Genomic DNA, 20,975 nt, shown 5'->3' on the forward strand with positions numbered 1-20,975 from the left:
CTGGGCGCTTGAAGTAATTTAAGAAGTCAAGAATAAAGGCGTCATATCATATCCGGCTAATCACTTATTATTCAAATCTCTCTGCGTCCCCGCGACCATTTATAAAGTAAATCTTAAGTAGGGTGCGTTACGGCTTTAGCCTAACGCACCATTTTGTATAGCCGTGCGTTAGGCGCTCATCTCATGTCATGAACACAATAAAAAACTATCAGATTATTCAACAAATTTATGAAAGTGATAACTCGTTAGTCTATCGAGCTATCCTCAAGCCTGATAATCAACCCATTATCTTGAAGATTCTCAAAGAAAACTATCCTAATCCTTCAGAACTCAACCGTTATAAGCAGGAATATGAAATTACGTGTTCAATGAATGCTGATGGAATTATTAAAGCATATAGCTTAGAGCGATATCAGAATAGTTTAGTAATGTTTTTGGAGGACTTTGGCGGTAGCTCTTTAAAAATTTTAATATCAGAGCGGCAGTTTGTCTTAGAAGAATTTCTGACTATTGCCCTGAAAATAACTGAAAGTTTGGCTACTATTCACAATGCGAATATTATTCACAAAGATATTAATCCCTCAAATATTGTCTACAATCCAGAAACTGGGCAGGTTAAGATTATTGACTTTGGCATTTCCACTCGTTTACCTCAAGAAAATCAGACGATTCGCAATCCAAATCAATTAGAAGGAACTTTGGCTTATATCGCCCCAGAGCAAACTGGTCGAATGAATCGGGGAATAGATTATCGCAGTGATTTTTATTCTTTAGGCGTCACTTTCTATCAACTGTTGACCAATCAGTTGCCTTTTGAAACAACTGATCCAATGGAATTAGTCCATTGCCACATTGCACAACAACCTGATGCACCTCACCAGCGAATTCTCTCAATTCCTTTGATGGTTTCTAACATTGTGATGAAATTATTAGCCAAAATTCAAGAGGAACGATATCAAAGTGCTAGGGGATTAAAAGCTGATTTGGAAAACTGTCTTTATCAGTTACAAACTTTAGGAAAAATTAAGCACTTTTCTTTAGGGCGTCAGGATATTTCTGAAAAATTTCAGATTTCCCAAAAACTCTACGGTCGAGAACAGGAAATCTCTCAACTCTTAACCACCTTTGAGCGAGTCAGCCAAGGTAGTACTGAGATAGTACTAGTTTCTGGTTATTCAGGCATTGGCAAATCTGCCTTAGTCAATGAAATTCACAAACCCATTACACACCGACGAGGATATTTTATTCATGGCAAATTTGACCAGTTGCAGCGAGATATTCCTTACGCAGCAATCACACAAGCTTTTAGTGACTTAATTCGTCAACTACTAAGTGAATCTGAAATAACCCTACAAACTTGGAAAGATAAAATTTTAGAAGCTTTAGCAAATAATGGACAAATTATTATTGATGTAATTCATGACTTGGAAAAGATTATCGGTAAACAGCCATCCATTGAGCAACTAGGAGCGAGTGAAGCACAAAATCGGTTCAACTTTTTCTTTGAGATATTTATTAGAATTTTTTGTAAAAAAGAACATCCCTTAGTTATCTTTCTTGATGATTTACAGTGGGCAGATTTAGCATCTTTGAATTTAATTGAGCTATTAATCGCCAATGCTGACACTCAATATTTATTGATAATAGGGACATACCGAGATAATGAAGTTAGTCCTACCCATCCCTTAATGTATACCTTAGAGCAAATTAAAAAAACAGAAGCTAAAGTAAATCCAATAATGCTTCAATCTTTGAGAAGCAACCATGTTAACCAATTGGTTGCTGATACCCTAAATTGCTCAATAAAAAATGCAAAACCTCTAGCAAAGTTATTGATTCAAAAAAGTGGTGGTAATTGTTTTTTTCTAACCCAATTACTCAAAACATTGTATAAAGAAAAACTATTATTTTTTAATGCTCCTCAATTTCCCCTTACTAAGGGAGAAACTAAAGCGATGTTTTGGCAATGGGATATTCAGGAAATCCAAAGAGTAGGAATAACTGATAATGTAGTTGAGTTAATGATCAGGAAAATTGAGAAGCTTGATGAAGCCACCCAGAATGTTTTAAAACTAGCTGCCTGTATAGGAAACAAATTTAATTTAGAAATTTTGTCACTTGTTAATAGAAAATCTCAGACAGTTACCTCCCAAGAATTAGAGCCAGCACTCAAGGAAGGTTTGATTATTCCCTTGAGTAATGACTATCAACTTCCCTTGCTATGGAGTCAGGAGGAAATGTCAAGTGATAGTTCGGAAATCTCCTCTGCTTTCATCCCCAAATATCCCAAATCTATTCCCTACAAATTTTTACATGACCGAGTTCAGCAAGCCGCTTATATTCTAATTCAAGAAGAAGATAAAAAAGCAGTTCATCTGCAAATAGGTCGTCTCCTGTTGAAGAATTCTCAAGAAGATGAGTTAGAAGAAAATATTTTTAATATTGTCAATCAACTCAACGAAGGTGCAGAATTAATTACTGAACAATTAGAGAGAGATGAGTTAGCTAAATTGAATCTTCAAGCAGCTAAAAAGTCCAAAGCATCGACAGCTTATGAACCTGCTCTTAAATATTTAGAAACGGGATTAAGATTCTTACCATCTAATAGCTGGCATTATGAGTATAAATTGACATGGGAATTACATATAGAAACTTTAGAAATACTTTACTTAAACACTAAATTTGATCGATTTGAAGAACTATCTGAAAATGTTCTAGAACAAGCCAAAGGCATTCTTGATAAAGCTAAGGTCAATCAGATAAAAATATTATACTATTCGACCATATTTCAAACCGATAAAGCAATAGATATTGCCTTGAAAGCTTTACTAGAACTTGGAATAAATATTGCTCCAAATTCTGGCAGCATAGAAAATAAAATTGAACAGCAACAAGAGGTGATAAAAATATTTTTGCAGAAAAAAAATCTTGAAGATTTAGCTAAATTACCTGTGATGATAGAAGAATCGAAAATAGCGGCTACACTAATATTACAGCAAATTATTTCAGCTACACATACTACAAATTTTGCATTATTTATTGAAGTAATATTAACCCAGCTTAATTTCTGTATTAAATATGGAAATCCACCTCACGCAGCTTACATATACAGCACTTATGGAATGCTTTTATGCAGTCTAAAAAAAGATATTAATAATGGATATAAATTTGGCAAACTTGCTCTAAATATACTAAAAAAATTTAACACTCCAAAATTAGAAGCTTTTGTTATACAGATGCATTATGGACAAATATGGCACTGGAAAGAGCCTCTCACGAGTATAATCGCACACAAAAAATTAATACATGGGTTTAAAACAGGTATAGATACAGGAGAAAATGAGTTTGCTTCATATGCAGCTATAAATTATTCCTTGATAAAGTTTTTATGTGGACATAGTTTAGAAGATGTTCATCGAGATTATCAAAAATATTCTAAATCGATCAAAACTTTAAAGCAACAATTTGGTATTTATTCCATAGAAATATTTCATAGACTAGCAATCAAATTATTAGAAATAAATAATACAAATAACTTATTTATTGGCAATTCTCAAAAAGAAGAGGAAGAATATATAAAAACTTGGATACAAAACAATAGCGAATGGTTAATATTTTTTGTATATTTTGCAAAAACAGTTTATTCTTATTTTTTTAAAGATTACAATGATGCCTTCGTTAACGGAATTAATGCGGAAAAATTTGTCAAAGCTTCTAGCTCATATTTAACAGCTCCCCAACATAATTTTTATTCGTCTCTTTCTTATCTTGCTTATTATGATAAGTGTGATGTGACGCAGCAAAAAGAATTAATTTATCAAGTAGATAAAAATCAAGAAAATCTGAAAATATGGGCTAACTATTGCCCAGCTAATTTTCAACATAAATATGCTTTAGTAGAAGCGGAAAAAGCACGATCACTAAAACAAAATTGGCAAGCTGAGGAACTTTATGAACAAGCTATTCAAGGCGCTAAAAAATACCAGTTTATTCACGAAGAAGCCATAGCTTACGAACGCGCAGCCGAATTTTATCTTTCAATTAGTAGAGAAGAAATTGGTCAGTTTTACTTAAAAAATGCTCATCATTGTTATGCCCAATGGGGAGCAACAGCCAAAGTTAAAAATCTCGAAGCCGAATATCCCCAATTATTGGTAAATGTAAACAGCCAAACAGGGAATAAGAAAAATAGTATAACTATTTCTACAACTAACAATGATAGCGAAAAACTTGATTTGAGAACTGTTGTCAAAGCCTCACAAACCATAGCTGGTGAAATCACTCTCGATAAATTGCTCAAAAAACTCATGAAAATCTGTATTGAAAATGCAGGCGCTCAAAGAGGTTTTTTGATTCTTGAAAAAGAAGGAATTTTGGTCATTGAAGCTGAAGGATCAATAGATAATGATAATATTAATATCCTAGAATCTATCACTATAAATTCCGTAGATACTGTTCACAATTTGCCTCTTTTATCGACTGCTATTGTTAACTATGTTGCCCATAGTCAAGAAAATGTAGTTTTAAATGACGCAGAACATGAGGGGCAATTTATCGGCGATTATTACGTTACCGTTGTGCAACCTAAATCGATTCTTTGCATTCCTCTACTTCATCAAGGTAAATTAAGCGGCATTCTATATTTAGAAAATAATTTAATCACACATGCATTTACTCAAGAGCGCATTGAAATCTTGAAAATACTTTCTGCTCAAGCTGCTATATCTATCGAAAATTCACGTTTATATGAACAATTAGAAGATTACAATCGTACTTTAGAACAAAAAGTTAAAGAGCGAAATCAAGAACTCTTACAAACACTAGAAGAACTAAAAATTACTCAAGAAAAACTCAGATTTGAAAACGATCTACTTAAGAGTTCAGAACAACTCTCAACCTATGATTATCAAATTGGGGGTAGTTTGCCGATGGATGCTCCCACATATGTAGTGCGTTCCGCAGACCGTCACCTTTATCAAGCATTGAGGCATAGTGAATTTTGTTACATACTAAATGCACGGCAGATGGGTAAGTCAAGCCTGATGGTACGCATGATGCACTATCTTCAACAAGAAGGATTTAGTTGTACCGCAATTGATTTAACTCGCATTGGTAGTGACAACATTACCCCTGGTCAATGGTACTTGGGGTTAGCAGTGGAATTATGGCAGAATTTTGATTTGTTAGACAAGGTAAATCTTCCTGTTTGGTGGAATGAGTACAAAGATTTATCGCCCACTCAGAAGTTAAGTCAATTTATTGAAAATATTTTACTAAAGCAAGTTCAGAGGGAAAAAATTTATATATTTATTGATGAAATTGATAGTGTCTTAGGCTTAAATTTCTCTGTTGATGATTTTTTTGCTTTGATACGCTTCTGTTACAATCAGCGTAGTATCAACTTAGAATATCGGCGTTTAACTTTTGCTTTCTTTGGAGTAGCAACTCCCTCAGACTTAATCTCAGACCATAAGCGAACACCCTTTAATATTGGTCAGTCAATTCAACTAGAGGGTTTTAAAGAAGATGAAGTTTATCCTTTAGGTGAAGGATTAAAAGAGAAAGTTAGCGATGCGATCGCCATTCGCAAAGTCATCAGAGAAATATTACACTGGACTAACGGGCAGCCTTTTCTCACTCAAAAGCTCTGTAAGCTCATCCGTAACTCTTCATCTGTGATTCCAGCAAACATTGAAGCCGAATGGATAAAAAATTTGGTAGCCACAAATCTGATAGCTAATTGGGAATCCCAAGATGAGCCGGAGCATTTAAGAACTATTCGCGATCGCATTCTCAATAGCGATTTACAAGTTAACAAACTTCTAGAGCTTTATCAACAAATTTTACACCAAGGAGAAACACTCTCCGTTGATAGTCCAGAAGAAAAAGAATTGCTCTTATCAGGGCTAATTATTAAACAACAAGGTTCTCTAAAAGTCCACAACCGTATTTACCAGTTGATATTCGATCAAAGTTGGATTGCTCGGCATATTCAGGAGTGCTGAGTGCGGAGTTATTCTTCTTGTCCTGTTGTCTCCCTCATTTCCCTACCGTGTATACACAAGTCTGAAGTAGTTGATGAATTCGCGTTTTACCCCACCCTAACCCTCCCCTTGGAAAGGGGAGGGAACTAGATTTTCCGGTTTCCCCCCTTTATAAGGGGGGATTAAGGGGGGTAATTCGAGTTGTGTATACACCGTAGCCCTCATCTCCCCGCGTAAGAGCGTCAACCTAAATCATAACTGCATGGGTCGCCCGGGATTCGAACCCGGAACTAATCGGTTAAAAGCCGAGTACTCTACCGTTGAGTTAGCGACCCTTTCGTTCATTTCGCAACTTTGCCATCATAGCACAGGCATCTGTAGATTTGTAAAGGGGTTCAGAAAAAATTTGCTGTTAAGCGTACAGATGCTGTGTAGCTGCCCCCTGGATCTAATATTGTTAGATGTTCACCAGTGTTTAGAGAGTTACGAGCAGCACTCCACGGTTCCAGACAGTAGAAGTCTTTGCCTTTGAGTGTCCAAAATACCAAAATGGGATATTCATCGCCATAATCCAGAGTCAGCTTTAGCTTACGGCTATTGTCCGTCACAGTTGCCGATTTACTAGTTAGCTGCTTAAAGGCAACATCAATTTCATCCTGGTTGAAGTCAAAATTCCCGTTGAAGGGGTGAATTTCTTTGGTTCTCTGGTCTTGATACTCCTGAGAGGGAATTTCAAACTCTAGCTCGGTTTTATCAAGGGTGAGAAAATAGGGATGAAATCCTGAAGAAAAGGGCAATGATGTGGATGAAAGATTTTTATACTCCTGGCGAATTTCTAAGGTATTACCTTGGAGTTCGTAAGTGAAAATTACCTGAAAGTCAAAAGGATAAACAGCCCGTGTTTGGTCGTTGCTGTTGAGGACGAGGGTGAGGCTAACTTTATCTTGAGTTAGTTGGTCAGTTACTTGCCAAGGTAAATCACGGGCAAAGCCATGTTGTTTGAGAGTGTATTGTTTCCCGTTGTGGGTGTAAGCGTTATCCGGTAAATTGCCGCAGATAGGAAACAAAATCGGATTTCCGCCCCTGACGCTCAAATCAGGATTAGCAAAGCGTTCAGTGTCTAAGTAGAAAATTTCTTGCCCCTGTATCCGCCAACGGGTGATGATACCACCCCGTTCTGGGACAATTTCCAGTTGAGAACCAGCGCTTTCATCTGAAAGAATGTAGGTTTTGTATTGTTGCTCTTGAATTGCAATGGTAAACACAAGTTTTAGTCCTAATGGGGAGTGGGGAGTGGGGACTGGGGATTGGGGACTGGGTATTGGGGACTGGGGATTAGGTATTGGGAGTGTTGAGTGAGGAGTTATTCTGGTTGTCGCCTTGTCCTCTTGTCTCCCTTATCCCCAGTCCCCAGTCCCCAGTCCCCAATACCCAAAATTACTCGTCTTCTGCAAAAACGAAGCGATATAATTCGCTGGGGTCTGGTTCAGGGCTACTTTCAGCGAATTTCACTGCTTCGTCGATTCGTTCCTGAATTTTACGGTCAATGTCTTTGATTTCTTGCTCATCTGCCAGGTTTTGCTCTAGCAAATAAGCTGCTAACTTCTTAATTGGGTCACGGGCAAACCAAAATTCTTTTTCAGCTTTGCTTCGCATTTCATCTGGGTCTGCCAAGGAGTGACCCCGGAAGCGGTAGGTAAGTGCCTCAATTAATGTTGGGCCTTCACCTGCACGGGCGCGGGCTACGGCTTCTTGGGCAACGGCACGCACCGCCAGCACGTCCATACCGTCTACTTCCACGCCCACCATGTTAAATACGCTGGCTTTTTTGTAAATCTCTGGCTGGGAAGTGGCGCGATCGTGAGCCATACCAATTGCCCACTTATTATTTTCTACCACAAAAAGAATTGGCAGTTTCCAGAGAGCTGCCATGTTTAATGTCTCGAAAAACTGACCGTTGTTAGCTGCACCGTCGCCAAAAAAGCAAGCTGTCACTTGGTCGGCACTTTCGTCTTTTAGCACTTCGCGGCGGTATTTGGTTTGAAAAGCGGCTCCTGCTGCTACAGGAATTCCCTCTGCCACAAACGCATAGCCACCTAGCAAGCGATGTTCGGCAGAAAACATGTGCATCGAACCACCGCGCCCTTTACTGCAACCTGTGGCTTTGCCAAATAACTCTGCCATGACTTCTTTTGCTGGTACTCCCGCACTCAAAGCGTGAACGTGGTCGCGGTAGGTACTGCAAACGTAATCTTCACCCGGCCGCATCGCTTGGATAACGCCAGTGGAAACGGCTTCTTGACCGTTGTACAAATGGACAAAACCAAACATTTTGCCCCGATAATACATTTCAGCGCATTTGTCTTCAAACAAACGCCCTAGTACCATGTCTTCATATAACCGTAACCCAACTTCCTTAGTAATGCGGTTAGTGGCAGCATTAAATGTGGGTAAAGTACGCTCTTGAACCATTATTTTTGAGTATCCCTGTTGTACAACTTAAAGTTACGGTCTTAAATAAGTTGGTCTGATAACGTCTGAGCCTTTATGAGGTTAGCGTTTGCAAGAGTCAACAATCAAACTTTATTTATGCACCAAAAAAGGACTTTAGGGAATAGGTAAATTTTGAATTTTTGGGAAAGTGGATGGTGTCGGTTTGAGTGCCACTCAACTTTCCCAGACGAATTTTTAACTTTTGTGCCCATAACCCTGTGAGGATGTGACTCTAACACCAACATTTGCCCCTTTGGGTTTTTCTGCCTGACCATTCCCCTTGATAGAGTACCAATCAAGATAGACTGGTTTCTGCATATCCATTAACAATTTAAAAAAAATGACGTAAAAGTTTCTATACCTAAATGGGTAATTGTAATTAAAGGTTAAATATGATATGATTTTTGTCTCCTGTTATCAGGGTCAACCCCCTAAAGTAGTAGTTTACTAACCGCATACTGGGGAAAGTCCCGAAAAAATCAATCAATAGATTCCTGTAACCACAACATTTATGCCGTTATAAAAGCGGTAGTTGTGGTTTGTGGTATCGAAGGCTGATGATAGTTGTATTAAACCAAAAATACTAAGAATTAAGACAAAAAGCTGAAGCTTTCTGGGCGAAGGCAAAAAATTAGTACTAGAATGTGACTCAAAATTTCGGAAAGGTACAAAACAAGTAGTTGCAATATACACTTGTAGAGTAGATTCTATACGGCATTGTTATGGCACGGTTTTACAGGCCTGGAAAGCTCTAGGTGAATTATGTTGATCACGGTGCAGGGGAAGTAGGCTGTGCGAATTCCGCTAGATTACTACCGAATTTTAGGACTACCGTTAGCGGCAAGTGATGAACAATTGCGGCAAGCGTACAGCGATCGCATTGTGCAATTGCCACGACGTGAGTATTCTCAGGCAGCAATTTCTTCTCGCAAACAACTTATAGAAGAAGCTTACGTGGTTTTATCAGATCCAAAACAACGCAGTACCTACGATCACCTTTATCTTGCCCACGCCTATGACCCTGATAACGTTGCTGCTGGCACAGCAGCAGCAGAAAATCTCAGAGAAAGCCACAAAAGGGGTGTTGACGCCCAGAATTTGGGTATCGATGTTTCCCAAGAGGAATTAGTTGGCGCTTTGTTGATTTTGCAAGAATTAGGGGAATATGAACTTGTACTAAAACTAGGTCGTCCGTACCTGGTGAATAAAAACGCTGTTGCAAGTAACAACAAGGGCAATAATCTCGCAGATGAAGAAATCACCGAAAGTCCTGAACGCCCAGATGTTGTTCTCACTGTCGCCCTTGCTTGTTTGGAACTGGGACGCGAACAGTGGCAGCAAGGTCACTACGAAAATGCCGCTGTATCCTTAGAAACTGGTGAGGAATTGCTGGTACGCGAAGGGTTATTCGTCAGTGTACAAGCAGAAATTCAGGCAGATCTCTATAAATTACGACCATATCGAATTTTAGAGTTACTGGCACTGCCTCAAGAAAAAACTGCCGAACGACGCCAAGGCTTGGAATTATTGCAAAACCTTTTAGAAGATCGTGGCGGCATTGATGGCACAAATAGCGATCGCTCTGGTTTAAACATAGATGATTTTCTGCGATTTATCCAGCAATTACGCAACCACTTAACAGTCGCAGAGCAACAGAAATTATTTGAAGCAGAAAGTAAACGTCCTTCTGCTGTTGCCATTTATTTGGCTGTTTATGCCTTGATAGCAAGGGGATTTGCTCAACGACAACCCGCTTTAGTTCGCCAAGCAAAGCAAATGCTAGCGCGTCTGGGCAATCGCCAAGATGTACATTTAGAACAGTCGCTGTGTGCATTACTCTTGGGACAAACCGAAGAAGCAACTCGTGTTTTAGAACTTAGTCAGGAGTACGAAGCTTTAGCCTTTATTCGGGAAAAATCTCAAGATTCCCCAGATTTGTTACCAGGGCTGTGTTTATATACAGAACAGTGGTTGCAACACGAAGTATTTCCCCATTTTCGAGATTTGGCGAACCAGCAAGCTTCTTTAAAAGAATATTTTGCTAACCCACAGGTGCAAGCTTATTTAGAAGCATTGCCAACGGATGCCCAAACAACTAATGAATCTGGTGTAATTAATCCCCAGCTTTTTCAACAACCACAAACAAATAATCCACGTTTTGCCAACAATTCAACTGGGACTTTTCGACAATTCGATCGCAATCCAACACCAGACCAAAATTTACCAGAAACACCAGCAAAAGAAACACCGCAATATTCAAATTTCTCGCCACCAAGATGGAATTCGTCTGAGGGTGTAAATCCAGAATTAACAGCTGCACCGCTTCCTACTGCTGAACGCACAACTAGAGGTAATAATCACCATTGGAATGGTTCAGCTAGACCGGCTGCACCCGCTGAAAACCAAAAGCGTAGGCGAAGAAAACCTACTCAACCTGTTAACCGAGAGCGTATACCTGATAATCGTCCTCGTCCACGTCCGCGACGGCGGCGGCGGACTTTTGCTAACACTATAGAAGGGAAAACACGGCTGGTGTGGAGAGTGTTTATTTCCCTAGTGATTATATTAGTTTTCTGGGTGTTAGCCACAACAGCATTTGGATGGATAAAAAATCTATTTTTTCCGACATCATCTCCCCGTGATTTACAGTTGTTCGTACAGATAAATCAACCACCAGTCTTTATTCCTGACCCAAAGAAGAAACCAGAATTCCCAGAAGGCGCTCTCACAAATGCAACGGCACAGGAAGTAATTCAAGATTGGCTATCTACCAAGGCCGCAGCTTTAGGGCCTAATCATCAAATTAATAATTTAGAGCAGATTTTAACTGGTTCAGCGTTGTCTCAATGGCGGCTGATTGCTCAACAAGATAGGATAGATAACCGCTATCGCAAGTACGCTCATAGCTTGAAGATTGAATCTGTAGAAAAAATTGATTTATTTAGCGATCGCGCCGCAGTGGAAGCTACGGTAAAAGAAGCGACACAGTTATATGAAAATGGTCAGTTTAAAAGTTCTTCTGATGAAAAGTTGCGAGTCAAGTATGATTTGGTTCGATACAACGGCAAATGGCGTATTCAGAGTATATCGGTTGTCGATCAAATAAGTTGGAATTTTTAGGCGATGTTTACGAAGAGCTACGCCTAACGGAACTTAAACACAAAAGAAAAGAAAATACGGTATAATATTTTACGGTTTACCCAAAGATAAATTCGCTTTATTGTAACCAGGAGCAAAGAGAAGGTTATTCCCCCGTTTTTAAGGCTTGCTCGGGGGGATCTGGATATAAGCGTAGACTTTTCAAACATCCTCTAAAGGGCAATGATATGTTCAGCCTAGTTTTGATTTTCAAGAAGTTTTTCGAGTTCCTTCTCGCTCGCCCCAATGAAGCACGTACAACAGTAGGTATGACCAATATTGGTCGAGTAAACATTCCTCAACTTTACGGTTCATTTAAACTAGAAGAAATCAGCAGCGTTGTAGCGCAGGCAGGTTTTGGGGGTTTTCTAGCTCCCGCTGTTACAAGCTTTCAGGGAAAATGCTTTTGAATTTCATGTTTCCTGAGCCTTCAATCAGTCAATAAATTAGGTAAATTATGGCAAACAATGTAGTTTTCTGCCTTCTCGATGCTTTGCAAAACGAAAAATTAACTTTCGCCAATTATGTTCAAAACAACTAGGGATTGGTTGGTGGTATTTTTAATATTAATGTTTATAAAAGATTAAAGAACACACTCTTAGAATCTCAAATCAGTCTGAAAGAATAGTGGTATTTTATGTGTGGCATAGTAGCCTTGTTTTCCAAACAGGAACCAATTTCTGAATCATCTTTGAGACTAGGTATTGATTCCTTGAAGCATCGAGGTCCAGATGGACAAAAATTTTGGATTTCTCCAGATAGACGTGTTGCACTAGGACATACACGACTTAGTATTATCGACCTTCAAAACGGAGATCAGCCGATTGCCAACCAAGATGAAACTCTACATATTATTGCCAATGGAGAGTTTTATGACTTCGAGCGTATACAGCGTGATTTGAAACAATGGGGATATGAGCTAAAAACAAACTCTGATACTGAGATAGCTCTGCATCTATACAGCGAGTTTGGGACACAATGCCTGCATCATCTGAGGGGTGAGTTTGCTTTTGTTATTTGGGATGAACGTAATGATTTGCTTTTTGCAGCACGAGATCGTTTTGGTATCAAGCCTTTGTATTACAGTATTTATGAAAATACTATTTATCTAGCTTCCGAAGTCAAAGCTTTATTTGCTGCGGGTGTCCCTAGTTATTGGGATCATGAATCTTTTTGGCAAGCTGAGTGCGGCATCTTAGCTCCAGACCGCACTATCTTTGCCAATGTTTACCAAGTACCACCAGGCTATTTTCTGTTGGCATCTCGCTCTGGAATACAACTGCATCGTTATTGGGATTTTGATTATCCGCTGATTAATGATTCCTTACCTCAGTACAAAGCAGAGGATTATATTGAACAACTTCGCCATACATTAGATGAAGCTATCCAATTGCGTTTGAGGGCTGATGTGCCAGTTGGCTTTTATCTCAGTGGTGGTCTTGATTCATCTACAGTTTTAGGGATGGCAGCACATCATAGTTCTTCTCCTCTGAACGCATTTACTCTTGCTTTTGACCATGAAGCTTATAACGAAGAACCAATTGCTCGTGAAATGGCAGCACATACTGGTGCTAATTTACAGACTATTCCTATTCGCCAATCGGACTTAGCTGAACATTTTGCAGATTCCATTTGGCATTGTGAAATGCTATGTATTAATCCCAACACAACTGCCAAATATCTGTTAAGTCGAGCGGCGCGAGATGCAGGTTATAAAGTTGTACTTACAGGTGAAGGCTCAGATGAAATATTTGGAGGCTATGCTCATTTCCGCCAAGATATGTTGCTCCAGAATCAACAAGGACAAGATGAGCAGACAGTAAAACTTTTGTTAGAAGAACTGAAGTTAAAGAATAAAGTTTCAGTGGGATTATTAGCTGAAAATAGCTCAAGTCAAGCTTTAAATGGTGTTCAGCGTTTGTTAGGCTTTGCCCCTGCTTGGATGCAGGCTTCATCTGAGGGATATCTCAGGTCGGTTCCTTTATATTCACCAGACTTTCTTGCACAATTTTCACACAGAGATGTTTATCGGATGTTTTTTAATCAGATAGATGTGCAAGAACAACTGAAGGGAAGGGAGCCTGTACACCAATCTCTCTATCTGTGGTCTAAAACTGTCTTACCTAATTACCTTTTACGGATGTTAGGTGATGGTGTTGAAATGGCACATTCTATTGAAGGGCGGCTTCCTTTTTTGGATCACAAAGTTGTGGAATTAGTTTGCAATATGCCCGTTGCACTCAAGATTCGTGGACTGACTGAAAAATATGTACTAAGAGAAGCAGCAAAGCCGTTTATAACCGATACGATGTATAACCGCCAAAAGCATCCATTTCTAGCTCCACCTTCAAGTGTCCAGCCAAATGAAGCCCTACAGCAACTTGTCCAAGATACTCTGCGGAGTTCTTTGATGTCTTCTGTTCCCTTCTATAACCATGCAGCAGTAATTAATTTACTTGATCAATTACCAACAATGAGTGAAAGCCAACGTATTTCCATCGATTTAGTTTTGATGAAAATGCTGAGTGCTTGTATTCTTCAAGAAAAATTCGGACTCATCTGATGTAATCATTTTCAAAATTCTCCAGAACTTTCCAACACCCCCAACAAACTCTTCAACATCAAATAAGCAGAAGTCCCTCCCGGATCTTGATGTCCAACACTCCTCTCTCCCAAATAACTAGCCCGTCCTTTTTTCGCCTGCATTGGTATAGTTTCCTCCAACGCCCTTTGGGCAGCGGCTACAGCCTGTTGCATAGCTTTCACAGTACCGTTATTTTGTTCTACAGCCTGCTGAAAAGCTCCCACAGCCGGAGATAGCACATCTACCATTGTCTTATCCCCTAGTTGGGCTTTACCACGTTGCAGCACGCCATCTAAACCTGCTTGCAATAGCTCTAACATGTCTTGTTCTGTTAACTCATGCTTAAGAGTTACTGCTGCACTCGCTCGTAAAAACCAAGTACCGTAGAGAGGACCACTTGCACCGCCAATAGAGGAAATCAAAGTCATACTCACGGTTTTGAGAATGCTGCCAATGTCCTTGTCTGCAACAGTGGGTAATTGAGCGATCGCTTTTTTAAACCCACGATCCATATTTATCCCGTGGTCAGCATCTCCAATGGCTGCATCTAATTCTGTCAAATATGCTTTATTCTGCTCTATTTCCGATGCAAATGACTGCAACCATTGTAATATCTGCGCTTGACTGACCATATCAAAATAATTCGTAATTCGTAATTCGTAATTCGTAATTATGAAATTCCCCAGCGCCAACTCGGCGTTTTTACTGGTGCATCCCATAGCCGCATCATTTCATCATCTAACTTCAGCAGGGTAATGGAACAACCTTGCATTTCCAGAGATGTAATATAAGAGCCAATGAAGTTTCGTACAATCTGCAATCCTTGTTGTTGGCAGATTTCGGCGAGTTTGCGATAAACAAGATACAGTTCCGAAACCGGAGTTCCACCCATCCCGTTGACAAAAGCTAACACGCGATCGCCTTTTACAAGTGGTGGATCAATTAGTTCCACATCCGCCCATTCTCCCTTGTTTTCATCCCACTCGCGCAATGTGCGAGTGTATGCTGTATCCTCAATGAGCGATCGCGTCAAAATTTCGGTAATCTCATCTACTGATTTTATCGTTGTGCGTTCTGTTCCTGGTTCACCGTGAATACCGATACCTAATTCAATTTGGCGATCGCCCAATTCAAATGTTGGCGTTCCTTTGGCTGGCGTTGTACAAGAGGTCAGAGCAATTCCCATACTCCGCCCATGCAAATTTACCCGCCGACACAAATTTGCTAATTGTGATAAATCATACCCTTCTTCGGCTGCTGCGCCACAAATTTTTTCCGCCAATATTGTTGTTCCGACACCCCGTCGTCCTTGGGTATACAGGCTGTCCTTGACTGCCACATCGTCATCAATCAAAATATTTAGCGATCGGATGCCCTCAGCATGAGCTAACTCCGTTGCCATTTCAAAATTCATCACATCACCACTATAATTTTTAACGATATAAAGGATACCAGCCCCTCCGTCTACTTGCTTAGCTGCTTCTAGCATTTGGTCAGGGGTAGGTGAAGTGAAAACTTCTCCAGGACAAGCTGCATCAAGCATTCCTCGTCCCACAAAACCAGCGTGCATCGGTTCGTGGCCGCTACCCCCACCAGAAATAATTGCTACTTTACCTTGTACAGGTGCATCGGCTCGATAGACAAAAGCAGGGTCATAGTTGACTTTAATTAAATCAGAATGAGCCGCCGCCATACCCTCTAGACTTTCCCGTACAAAGTCTTCTGGCTTGTTAATCAGCTTTTTCATGGTTTGGTTGCTTGTGACAAAGAGGATTTGAATTGGGGACTAGGGACTGGGGACTGGGAAGATTTCATTGAATAATTAGTTTTTAACAATCGCACCACATCATCAGCGCAGTATTTTTTTGCTTTCTACGCTGTGAGATTTGCTTCCAACCAGCTAAGTAAATCTTCAATGGCTGTAAAATCTAATAAAGCCTCTCCAAGTGCTTCTAACTGCTCTAGAGAAAGAGTTTGAATACGCCTTTGCACCTCTTGTGGTAACTCTCCTACCCGTCTTTGTAGTTGCCGTAGCACGAGAGTTTGTCCTTGTTCTTGTTTCCCTTCCTGCTTGCCTTCTTGTTTCCCACGCTCGTAGCCAATGCGTTCGCCTGTGGTGATGTAGCTCATAGTCCGCTCCTGCTCAAACTGTTTAAACTCTTGCCAAAATTCTGCTTCCAAGGCTTTTGGTAAAATCATAACCCAATCAATAAATCGATACAGGTTACGAATATCTGTTTGTGGCAAGCCTAATTCATACAATCGGCGAATCAAGCTAAATTTCACAGCTTTACGTTCTTTGAGCTTTTTAGTTGTTTGCTGTGTCTGCAAATGCGCCATTACTACAGTTGCAAATGGGTTGTCGCTGGCTTCTAATTCTTGCCAACGGTTTTGATAATCTAAAAGCTTGACGATGCCAAATTCAAAGTTCAGTCTGGTATGGGGATAACTATAACTATATTGGTTTGGTCGCCATGTTGGATCAGCATCACACAAAATCGCCAAACTTATGGCTCCTTGACCAAACTTATCAAATATTCGCAGATTGTAAGAAAACATTCTTTGGCTAAAAGCGTCTTCTGATTTGGCTTGGATTTCTACATGGATTAACAGCCAAATTTCTTGTCCTTGAAGTTGCCAAACCTTCACTAATTTATCTGCATATCGCCGACCTTGTTCTGCTTCGCGGGCGATTTGTTGAAATTCCTTATCCAGAAATTCGTGGGGACGTTGCCAATCTATTAATGCTGCTGTTTCGGGAAAGAAAAATTGCATAGCTTGGGGAAAGTAAGCTGATAAAATTTCTTTCCACGGGCTATCATTATCTGCTCTTTCTAGTTCTTCTAAACTCATATATGGCGATCGCAATCAGCAAATACCAAAAAATCAATTATCACAACTCATACCACATGCGCGGCCTGTGTGAATTGTTTGTGAGTTTTTTGGCGATGCCTGGGTTGGGCTATGCCTAAGAGGTTGTTTGAAAAGTCAAAATGTATACTAAAAACCTCTCTCCTACAAGGAGAGAGGCTTTGAAACGCCCATTCCCTTGTAGGGAAGGCTTGCTCGGGGGGTTAGGTTTGGGAGGCTTATATGTTACCAAAAATACTTTTCAAGCATCCTCTAAGCCTTTTAGAGGCTATCCCATAATATTTAGCTCACTCATTACTTGTTGATTGTGGTTTGCTCACACCGTGCAGTTTAATAAAACTATCAAAGGCATACCACGCCAACACATACCAAGGAATAATTTCAAATTGCAAACCCTTAGCTAGTAACTGTCTAATAGCAAGGATGCTCAATCCTAAGGGAAAAATAACGCGCAAGTCAATTTCGCCTTTTGTTGCTAGTTCGACTCTTTTGTTTAAGTTCACAACTGCATTTGTAATGCCCACCGCCGCTTCAGATTTACCCTCAGTAATATCGGCGAAAATAACTCCTAAATCTGTGAGTGTGGCAACTACATTTTTCAAAGTGTCATCTTTAGCATCGTGGTTGATCACAATACTACCGTGATCAATATTAGTCCGCACTTGATTAATGTTTGGTTGTGCTTCTAATACATCAGCAATGCGTTGCATTTCCCCGTTTTGACGATGGGGTAGAGCAACTCTCAACCGTAGCCGTCCTGGGGTATTGCTAAGAATTTTTGTGGATATTGGTTTGGATAAATTGCTTAAAGCTGCTTGCTCAATAATTTTGGGCATCTTGGTGAGATTACCATGACTATTTGTCAACACACAACTGCCCTCCGGAGTTGCATTTTAAAGAAGGGGGTGGGGAGTGGGGAGTGGGGAGTGGGGAGATGAGGGGGATGAGGGAGCAGGGGAGGCAGGGGAGGCAGGGGAGGCAGGGGAGGCAGGGGGAGAAATAACCCATGCCCGATGCCCGATGCCCAATGCCCCATGCCCCATGCCCTATGCCCTATGCCCAATTCCCCTTTTTGACTTAGTTGGTGCAGTTTTAGACACCATTATCTGAGGTGTTGTCAATAGGGCTGCTAGCAGCTTCAAATACTGGAGTTTGCTTGTCTTCAGCCAGTTCGGCTCTGGCTTCAGCTACAATATCTTCCCAGCTTTCACCAAGTTCTGCAAAGGCTCCTTTGCTTTTTTCGTAGGCTAAAAGTCCGCCTTTGATTACAGACTTGGCTATGGGTTTACCAATTCCAGCGACGATGGGAATCAGAACAGGAGCCAGTATAACTGCGCCAATTCCAGCTACAATTCCCACAGGGCCAGCATCTTCAATGAAATCAGTAATTTTTGGCATAGTTAAAATTCCTCCAGTAAATTGAAAAATTGTCGTAAAGTTTTCTAGGATACTCTACCTAGAAGAGTTGTATCATCTTGCTGATGGTAGAGCTTTTTTTGGTGAAGGTTTGAGAATTGGGCGCAAACCGTTGACTCCGGCAACTACTGTTGAGCCGTTGTTGACTACTGTGGCTGCTAAGGGGTTAAGACCAAAGAACACAGCAACAAACATTGCAGCTATGTTAGGAAAGGCAACAATACTGGTGTTTTGATGAATTATTTGCTTGGCTTTACGAGCGATCGCGATCGCTTCTAATAAACCATGCAAGTCATTTTGCATTAACACCACGTCTGCTGTTTCCCGCGCAATTTCTGAACCGTTAGCGAAGGATACAGAAACATCTGCGTAGGCTAAAGCTGGCGAGTCGTTAATTCCATCACCCACAAATGCAACTGTTTTGCCTTGTTCGTGTAGTTGGCGGACAACTGCCGCTTTTTGTTCCGGAAAAGCTTCGGCGTGGGTATGCTTTGGCGCGATCCCCAGTTGAGCAGCCACAGCATTAGCTGTTCGCTTGTTATCTCCGGTGAGCATGTGGACTTCTACGCCATCGACTGTCAATAACTGGGTAATTACTTCCTGACTTTCGGGACGCAGAATATCGCTATAGATTATTCTACCCTGAAGTTGATTGTTACTAGCAACGTAAATCAGCGAGTCTGCTGGCTTGTGCCCATTGAGCTGTTCCATGTCTACGCCTTGCTGACGTAAAAAGCGCTCGCTACCTACGTAAACAGTCTCGCCGTCAATGTCGGCTTGGACGCCTAAACCCAATTGATAGTCCCATTTACTCCGGCTGGGTATCACTACTTGTTGTGCTTCGGCATAGCGAATCACTGCTTCGGCTACGGGGTGTGTCAGGCGCTGTTCAGCCGCCGCGGCTAGTTCCAACACTCGCAAATCTGATGTTGCAGGATTGAGACTCTCAACTCCAACAACTGAAACTTCTCCTTTTGTGAGAGTGCCGGTCTTATCAAACACAAGTGTATCAACTGCTGCTAGTTGTTCTAATGCCCGACCACTACGAATGAGGATGCCGTGCTTGGCTGCATAAGTCAGTGCTGCCAAAACTGTTGTTGGAATTGATACCCTAATTCCTGTGCATAAGTCCAGGGTGAGGACACTGGCTACTCGTGCTGGGTTACGAGTTGCGGCAAATACTGCCCCACCCAGTAACAAAGTTGGCACAACTGCTTTTTCGGCAATTTTGATGGCATAGTTTTCCATGCGGGTATCGTGGACGGGTGCTTCTTGCATTAACTTGATGCTTTGTCCAGCACGGGTGTCGTTACCTGTCCATTCCGCCAAGATATAAATTCGTCCTTCGCGCATCAAGGTTGAAGCAAAAACTGGCTGTCCTTTTCTTTTCAAGACCGGCATGGATTCGCCGGTGAGTTTTTGCTCGTCTAGCAAGGCTTTACCCCGGAGGATAGTACCATCGACTGGAACCTGTTCGCCAGGATAGACAATGACTGTATCCCCACGTTGTACATCCTGAATGGGGATTTGTTCTTTGATCCCATTGCGTTCAACCCAGACGAATTGTCCTAAGGAACTAAGTAAATCTAGAGTTTGCAATTTGGAAGAACGAGCAGTACGATCGCGGATGTTTTCACCAATTTCAATTAAGCTCAACATCAATGATGGCGTGAGAAATTGACCTTGGACGGTAGTAATAGCGATCGCTAGAAAATCCAAAAAGTCAATGTTCAGTTTGCGTTGCTTTGTGATCCCTTCTACTGCTCTTTGGAATACCGGTAACGTCGCTAGGGCAATGGTTCCCGCCACTATTAAAGGTGGGATCGGTAGTCCCAACGGTCCTCCTAACACAGCTAAACCAGTAGCCATGGCCGAAAGTTGCATTCCAGGCCAGGAATTCTCTGCATCGTCTGTTGGTTGGGAAGCCAATGAATTGTTCGCTTTTGGTAAAATTATTCCGACTTCATTGGCCGCCACAATCAGATAACTCAAACGCGATCGCACCTTCGCATCTGCAACTGAACTAGACTTATAATTCACCACTAACGCCGCCGCCGCCGGTTTGATTCGGACATTAGTAACGAGGGGATCGGCTTCGAGTAAAGCTATAAGACGTTGAGCATAATCGGCATCGTAACGTAATCGAGGCACGCGCAACCGTATCCTTCCGCGAATTGCATGAACAACACTGTAGGAAACTTGAGCAGTATGTGTGCGAGAATGTCCATTTCTCTCAGCCAGAGAAACTTTGCCATTCTTTTGCACTAAAGGAATTACCTGACTCTGTTTTTCTACAATGTCGTGAGATGTTTCAACTCGAAGGGATGGTGGTTGAACTGTGACTTGTGCCATTCGTTATATCTCGTATAGGTTTACAAAGTTGGTTGTTGAGGGGAGTGGGGAGTGGGGAATGGGGAATGGGAGATGACGGGGATGAGGGGGATGAGGGAGATGAGGGAGATGAGGGAGAATAATAACTCCCCAGTCCC

General features: G+C 41.0%; 13 protein-coding genes and 1 tRNA gene. 5 read left to right on the plus strand and 9 right to left on the minus strand.

What is annotated here, in order from left to right; genetic code table 11:
* Positions 1-188: 188 nt before the first annotated feature.
* Positions 189-6,005 (plus strand): AAA family ATPase, encoded by a 5,817-nt coding sequence (locus tag IQ276_RS14755; protein ID WP_193917449.1) that lies wholly within the window; start codon positions 189-191, stop codon positions 6,003-6,005.
* A gap of 242 nt (positions 6,006-6,247) precedes the next feature.
* On the opposite strand, the gene IQ276_RS14760 is transcribed toward IQ276_RS14755, so the two are convergent.
* From IQ276_RS14760 to pdhA, 3 genes are all read right to left on the minus strand, one after another.
* Positions 6,248-6,319: transfer RNA gene (locus IQ276_RS14760), tRNA-Lys, on the minus strand.
* A gap of 60 nt (positions 6,320-6,379) precedes the next feature.
* A complete protein-coding gene (locus IQ276_RS14765; protein ID WP_235115678.1) occupies positions 6,380-7,249 on the minus strand; it encodes an aldose epimerase family protein in 870 nt (289 codons plus the stop codon).
* 172 nt (positions 7,250-7,421) lie between these two features.
* Positions 7,422-8,456, minus strand: a complete 1,035-nt coding sequence (pdhA, locus tag IQ276_RS14770) for a pyruvate dehydrogenase (acetyl-transferring) E1 component subunit alpha (protein ID WP_193918664.1) — start codon at positions 8,454-8,456, stop codon at positions 7,422-7,424.
* Positions 8,457-9,269: 813 nt separating this feature from the next.
* Between pdhA and IQ276_RS14775 the strand changes: the two genes are divergently transcribed.
* The 3 genes from IQ276_RS14775 to asnB all read left to right on the plus strand — a co-directional run bounded on the left by IQ276_RS14775 (position 9,270) and on the right by asnB (position 14,178).
* Positions 9,270-11,597: an IMS domain-containing protein gene (locus IQ276_RS14775; RefSeq protein ID WP_193918662.1), complete on the plus strand. Its 2,328-nt coding sequence runs from the start codon at positions 9,270-9,272 to the stop codon at positions 11,595-11,597.
* Positions 11,598-11,803: 206 nt separating this feature from the next.
* Positions 11,804-12,025 (plus strand): hypothetical protein, encoded by a 222-nt coding sequence (locus IQ276_RS14780; protein ID WP_193918660.1) that lies wholly within the window; start codon positions 11,804-11,806, stop codon positions 12,023-12,025.
* A gap of 227 nt (positions 12,026-12,252) precedes the next feature.
* The gene (asnB, locus tag IQ276_RS14785) at positions 12,253-14,178 is read left to right on the plus strand and encodes an asparagine synthase (glutamine-hydrolyzing) (protein WP_193918658.1); all 1,926 of its coding nucleotides are present in this window, start codon (positions 12,253-12,255) and stop codon (positions 14,176-14,178) included.
* A gap of 11 nt (positions 14,179-14,189) precedes the next feature.
* Here the strand turns inward: asnB and dhaL are convergent, their stop codons facing one another.
* The 6 genes from dhaL to IQ276_RS14815 all read right to left on the minus strand — a co-directional run bounded on the left by dhaL (position 14,190) and on the right by IQ276_RS14815 (position 20,838).
* Positions 14,190-14,831, minus strand: a complete 642-nt coding sequence (gene dhaL, locus IQ276_RS14790; RefSeq protein WP_193918656.1) for a dihydroxyacetone kinase subunit DhaL — start codon at positions 14,829-14,831, stop codon at positions 14,190-14,192.
* Between the two features lie 38 nt (positions 14,832-14,869).
* Positions 14,870-15,946 carry a dihydroxyacetone kinase subunit DhaK gene (gene dhaK, locus IQ276_RS14795; RefSeq protein ID WP_193918655.1) on the minus strand — a complete coding sequence of 359 codons (1,077 nt, stop codon included), beginning with the start codon at positions 15,944-15,946 and terminating at the stop codon, positions 14,870-14,872.
* A gap of 125 nt (positions 15,947-16,071) precedes the next feature.
* On the minus strand, positions 16,072-17,052 hold the full coding sequence (locus IQ276_RS14800) for a DUF4351 domain-containing protein (protein WP_193918653.1): 981 nt from the start codon (positions 17,050-17,052) through the stop codon (positions 16,072-16,074).
* A gap of 305 nt (positions 17,053-17,357) precedes the next feature.
* Positions 17,358-17,939: an HMA2 domain-containing protein gene (locus tag IQ276_RS14805; RefSeq protein WP_193918651.1), complete on the minus strand. Its 582-nt coding sequence runs from the start codon at positions 17,937-17,939 to the stop codon at positions 17,358-17,360.
* A 223-nt stretch (positions 17,940-18,162) separates the two neighbouring features.
* Positions 18,163-18,468 carry a DUF5132 domain-containing protein gene (locus IQ276_RS14810; protein ID WP_190884602.1) on the minus strand — a complete coding sequence of 102 codons (306 nt, stop codon included), beginning with the start codon at positions 18,466-18,468 and terminating at the stop codon, positions 18,163-18,165.
* A gap of 72 nt (positions 18,469-18,540) precedes the next feature.
* Positions 18,541-20,838, minus strand: a complete 2,298-nt coding sequence (locus tag IQ276_RS14815; RefSeq protein WP_193925215.1) for a heavy metal translocating P-type ATPase — start codon at positions 20,836-20,838, stop codon at positions 18,541-18,543.
* Here IQ276_RS14815 and IQ276_RS40185 point away from each other — a divergent pair.
* A complete protein-coding gene (locus tag IQ276_RS40185) occupies positions 20,832-20,960 on the plus strand; it encodes a hypothetical protein (protein WP_255264327.1) in 129 nt (42 codons plus the stop codon). The genes IQ276_RS14815 and IQ276_RS40185 overlap by 7 nt on opposite strands.
* Positions 20,961-20,975: the final 15 nt, after the last annotated feature.

The organism is Desmonostoc muscorum LEGE 12446, assembly GCF_015207005.2.
Classification (GTDB): domain Bacteria; phylum Cyanobacteriota; class Cyanobacteriia; order Cyanobacteriales; family Nostocaceae; genus Nostoc; species Nostoc muscorum.

Bases quoted from the DNA above. Each gene is read 5' to 3' on its own strand.
- IQ276_RS14800 (WP_193918653.1), bottom strand. From the start codon at position 17,052: ATGAGTTTAGAAGAACTAGAAAGAGCAGATAATGATAGCCCGTGGAAA.
- dhaK (WP_193918655.1), bottom strand. From the start codon at position 15,946: ATGAAAAAGCTGATTAACAAGCCAGAAGACTTTGTACGGGAAAGTCTA.
- asnB (WP_193918658.1), top strand. From the start codon at position 12,253: ATGTGTGGCATAGTAGCCTTGTTTTCCAAACAGGAACCAATTTCTGAA.
- pdhA (WP_193918664.1), bottom strand. From the start codon at position 8,456: ATGGTTCAAGAGCGTACTTTACCCACATTTAATGCTGCCACTAACCGC.
- IQ276_RS14755 (WP_193917449.1), top strand. From the start codon at position 189: ATGAACACAATAAAAAACTATCAGATTATTCAACAAATTTATGAAAGT.
- IQ276_RS14810 (WP_190884602.1), bottom strand. From the start codon at position 18,468: ATGCCAAAAATTACTGATTTCATTGAAGATGCTGGCCCTGTGGGAATT.
- IQ276_RS14780 (WP_193918660.1), top strand. From the start codon at position 11,804: ATGTTCAGCCTAGTTTTGATTTTCAAGAAGTTTTTCGAGTTCCTTCTC.
- IQ276_RS14815 (WP_193925215.1), bottom strand. From the start codon at position 20,838: ATGGCACAAGTCACAGTTCAACCACCATCCCTTCGAGTTGAAACATCT.
- dhaL (WP_193918656.1), bottom strand. From the start codon at position 14,831: ATGGTCAGTCAAGCGCAGATATTACAATGGTTGCAGTCATTTGCATCG.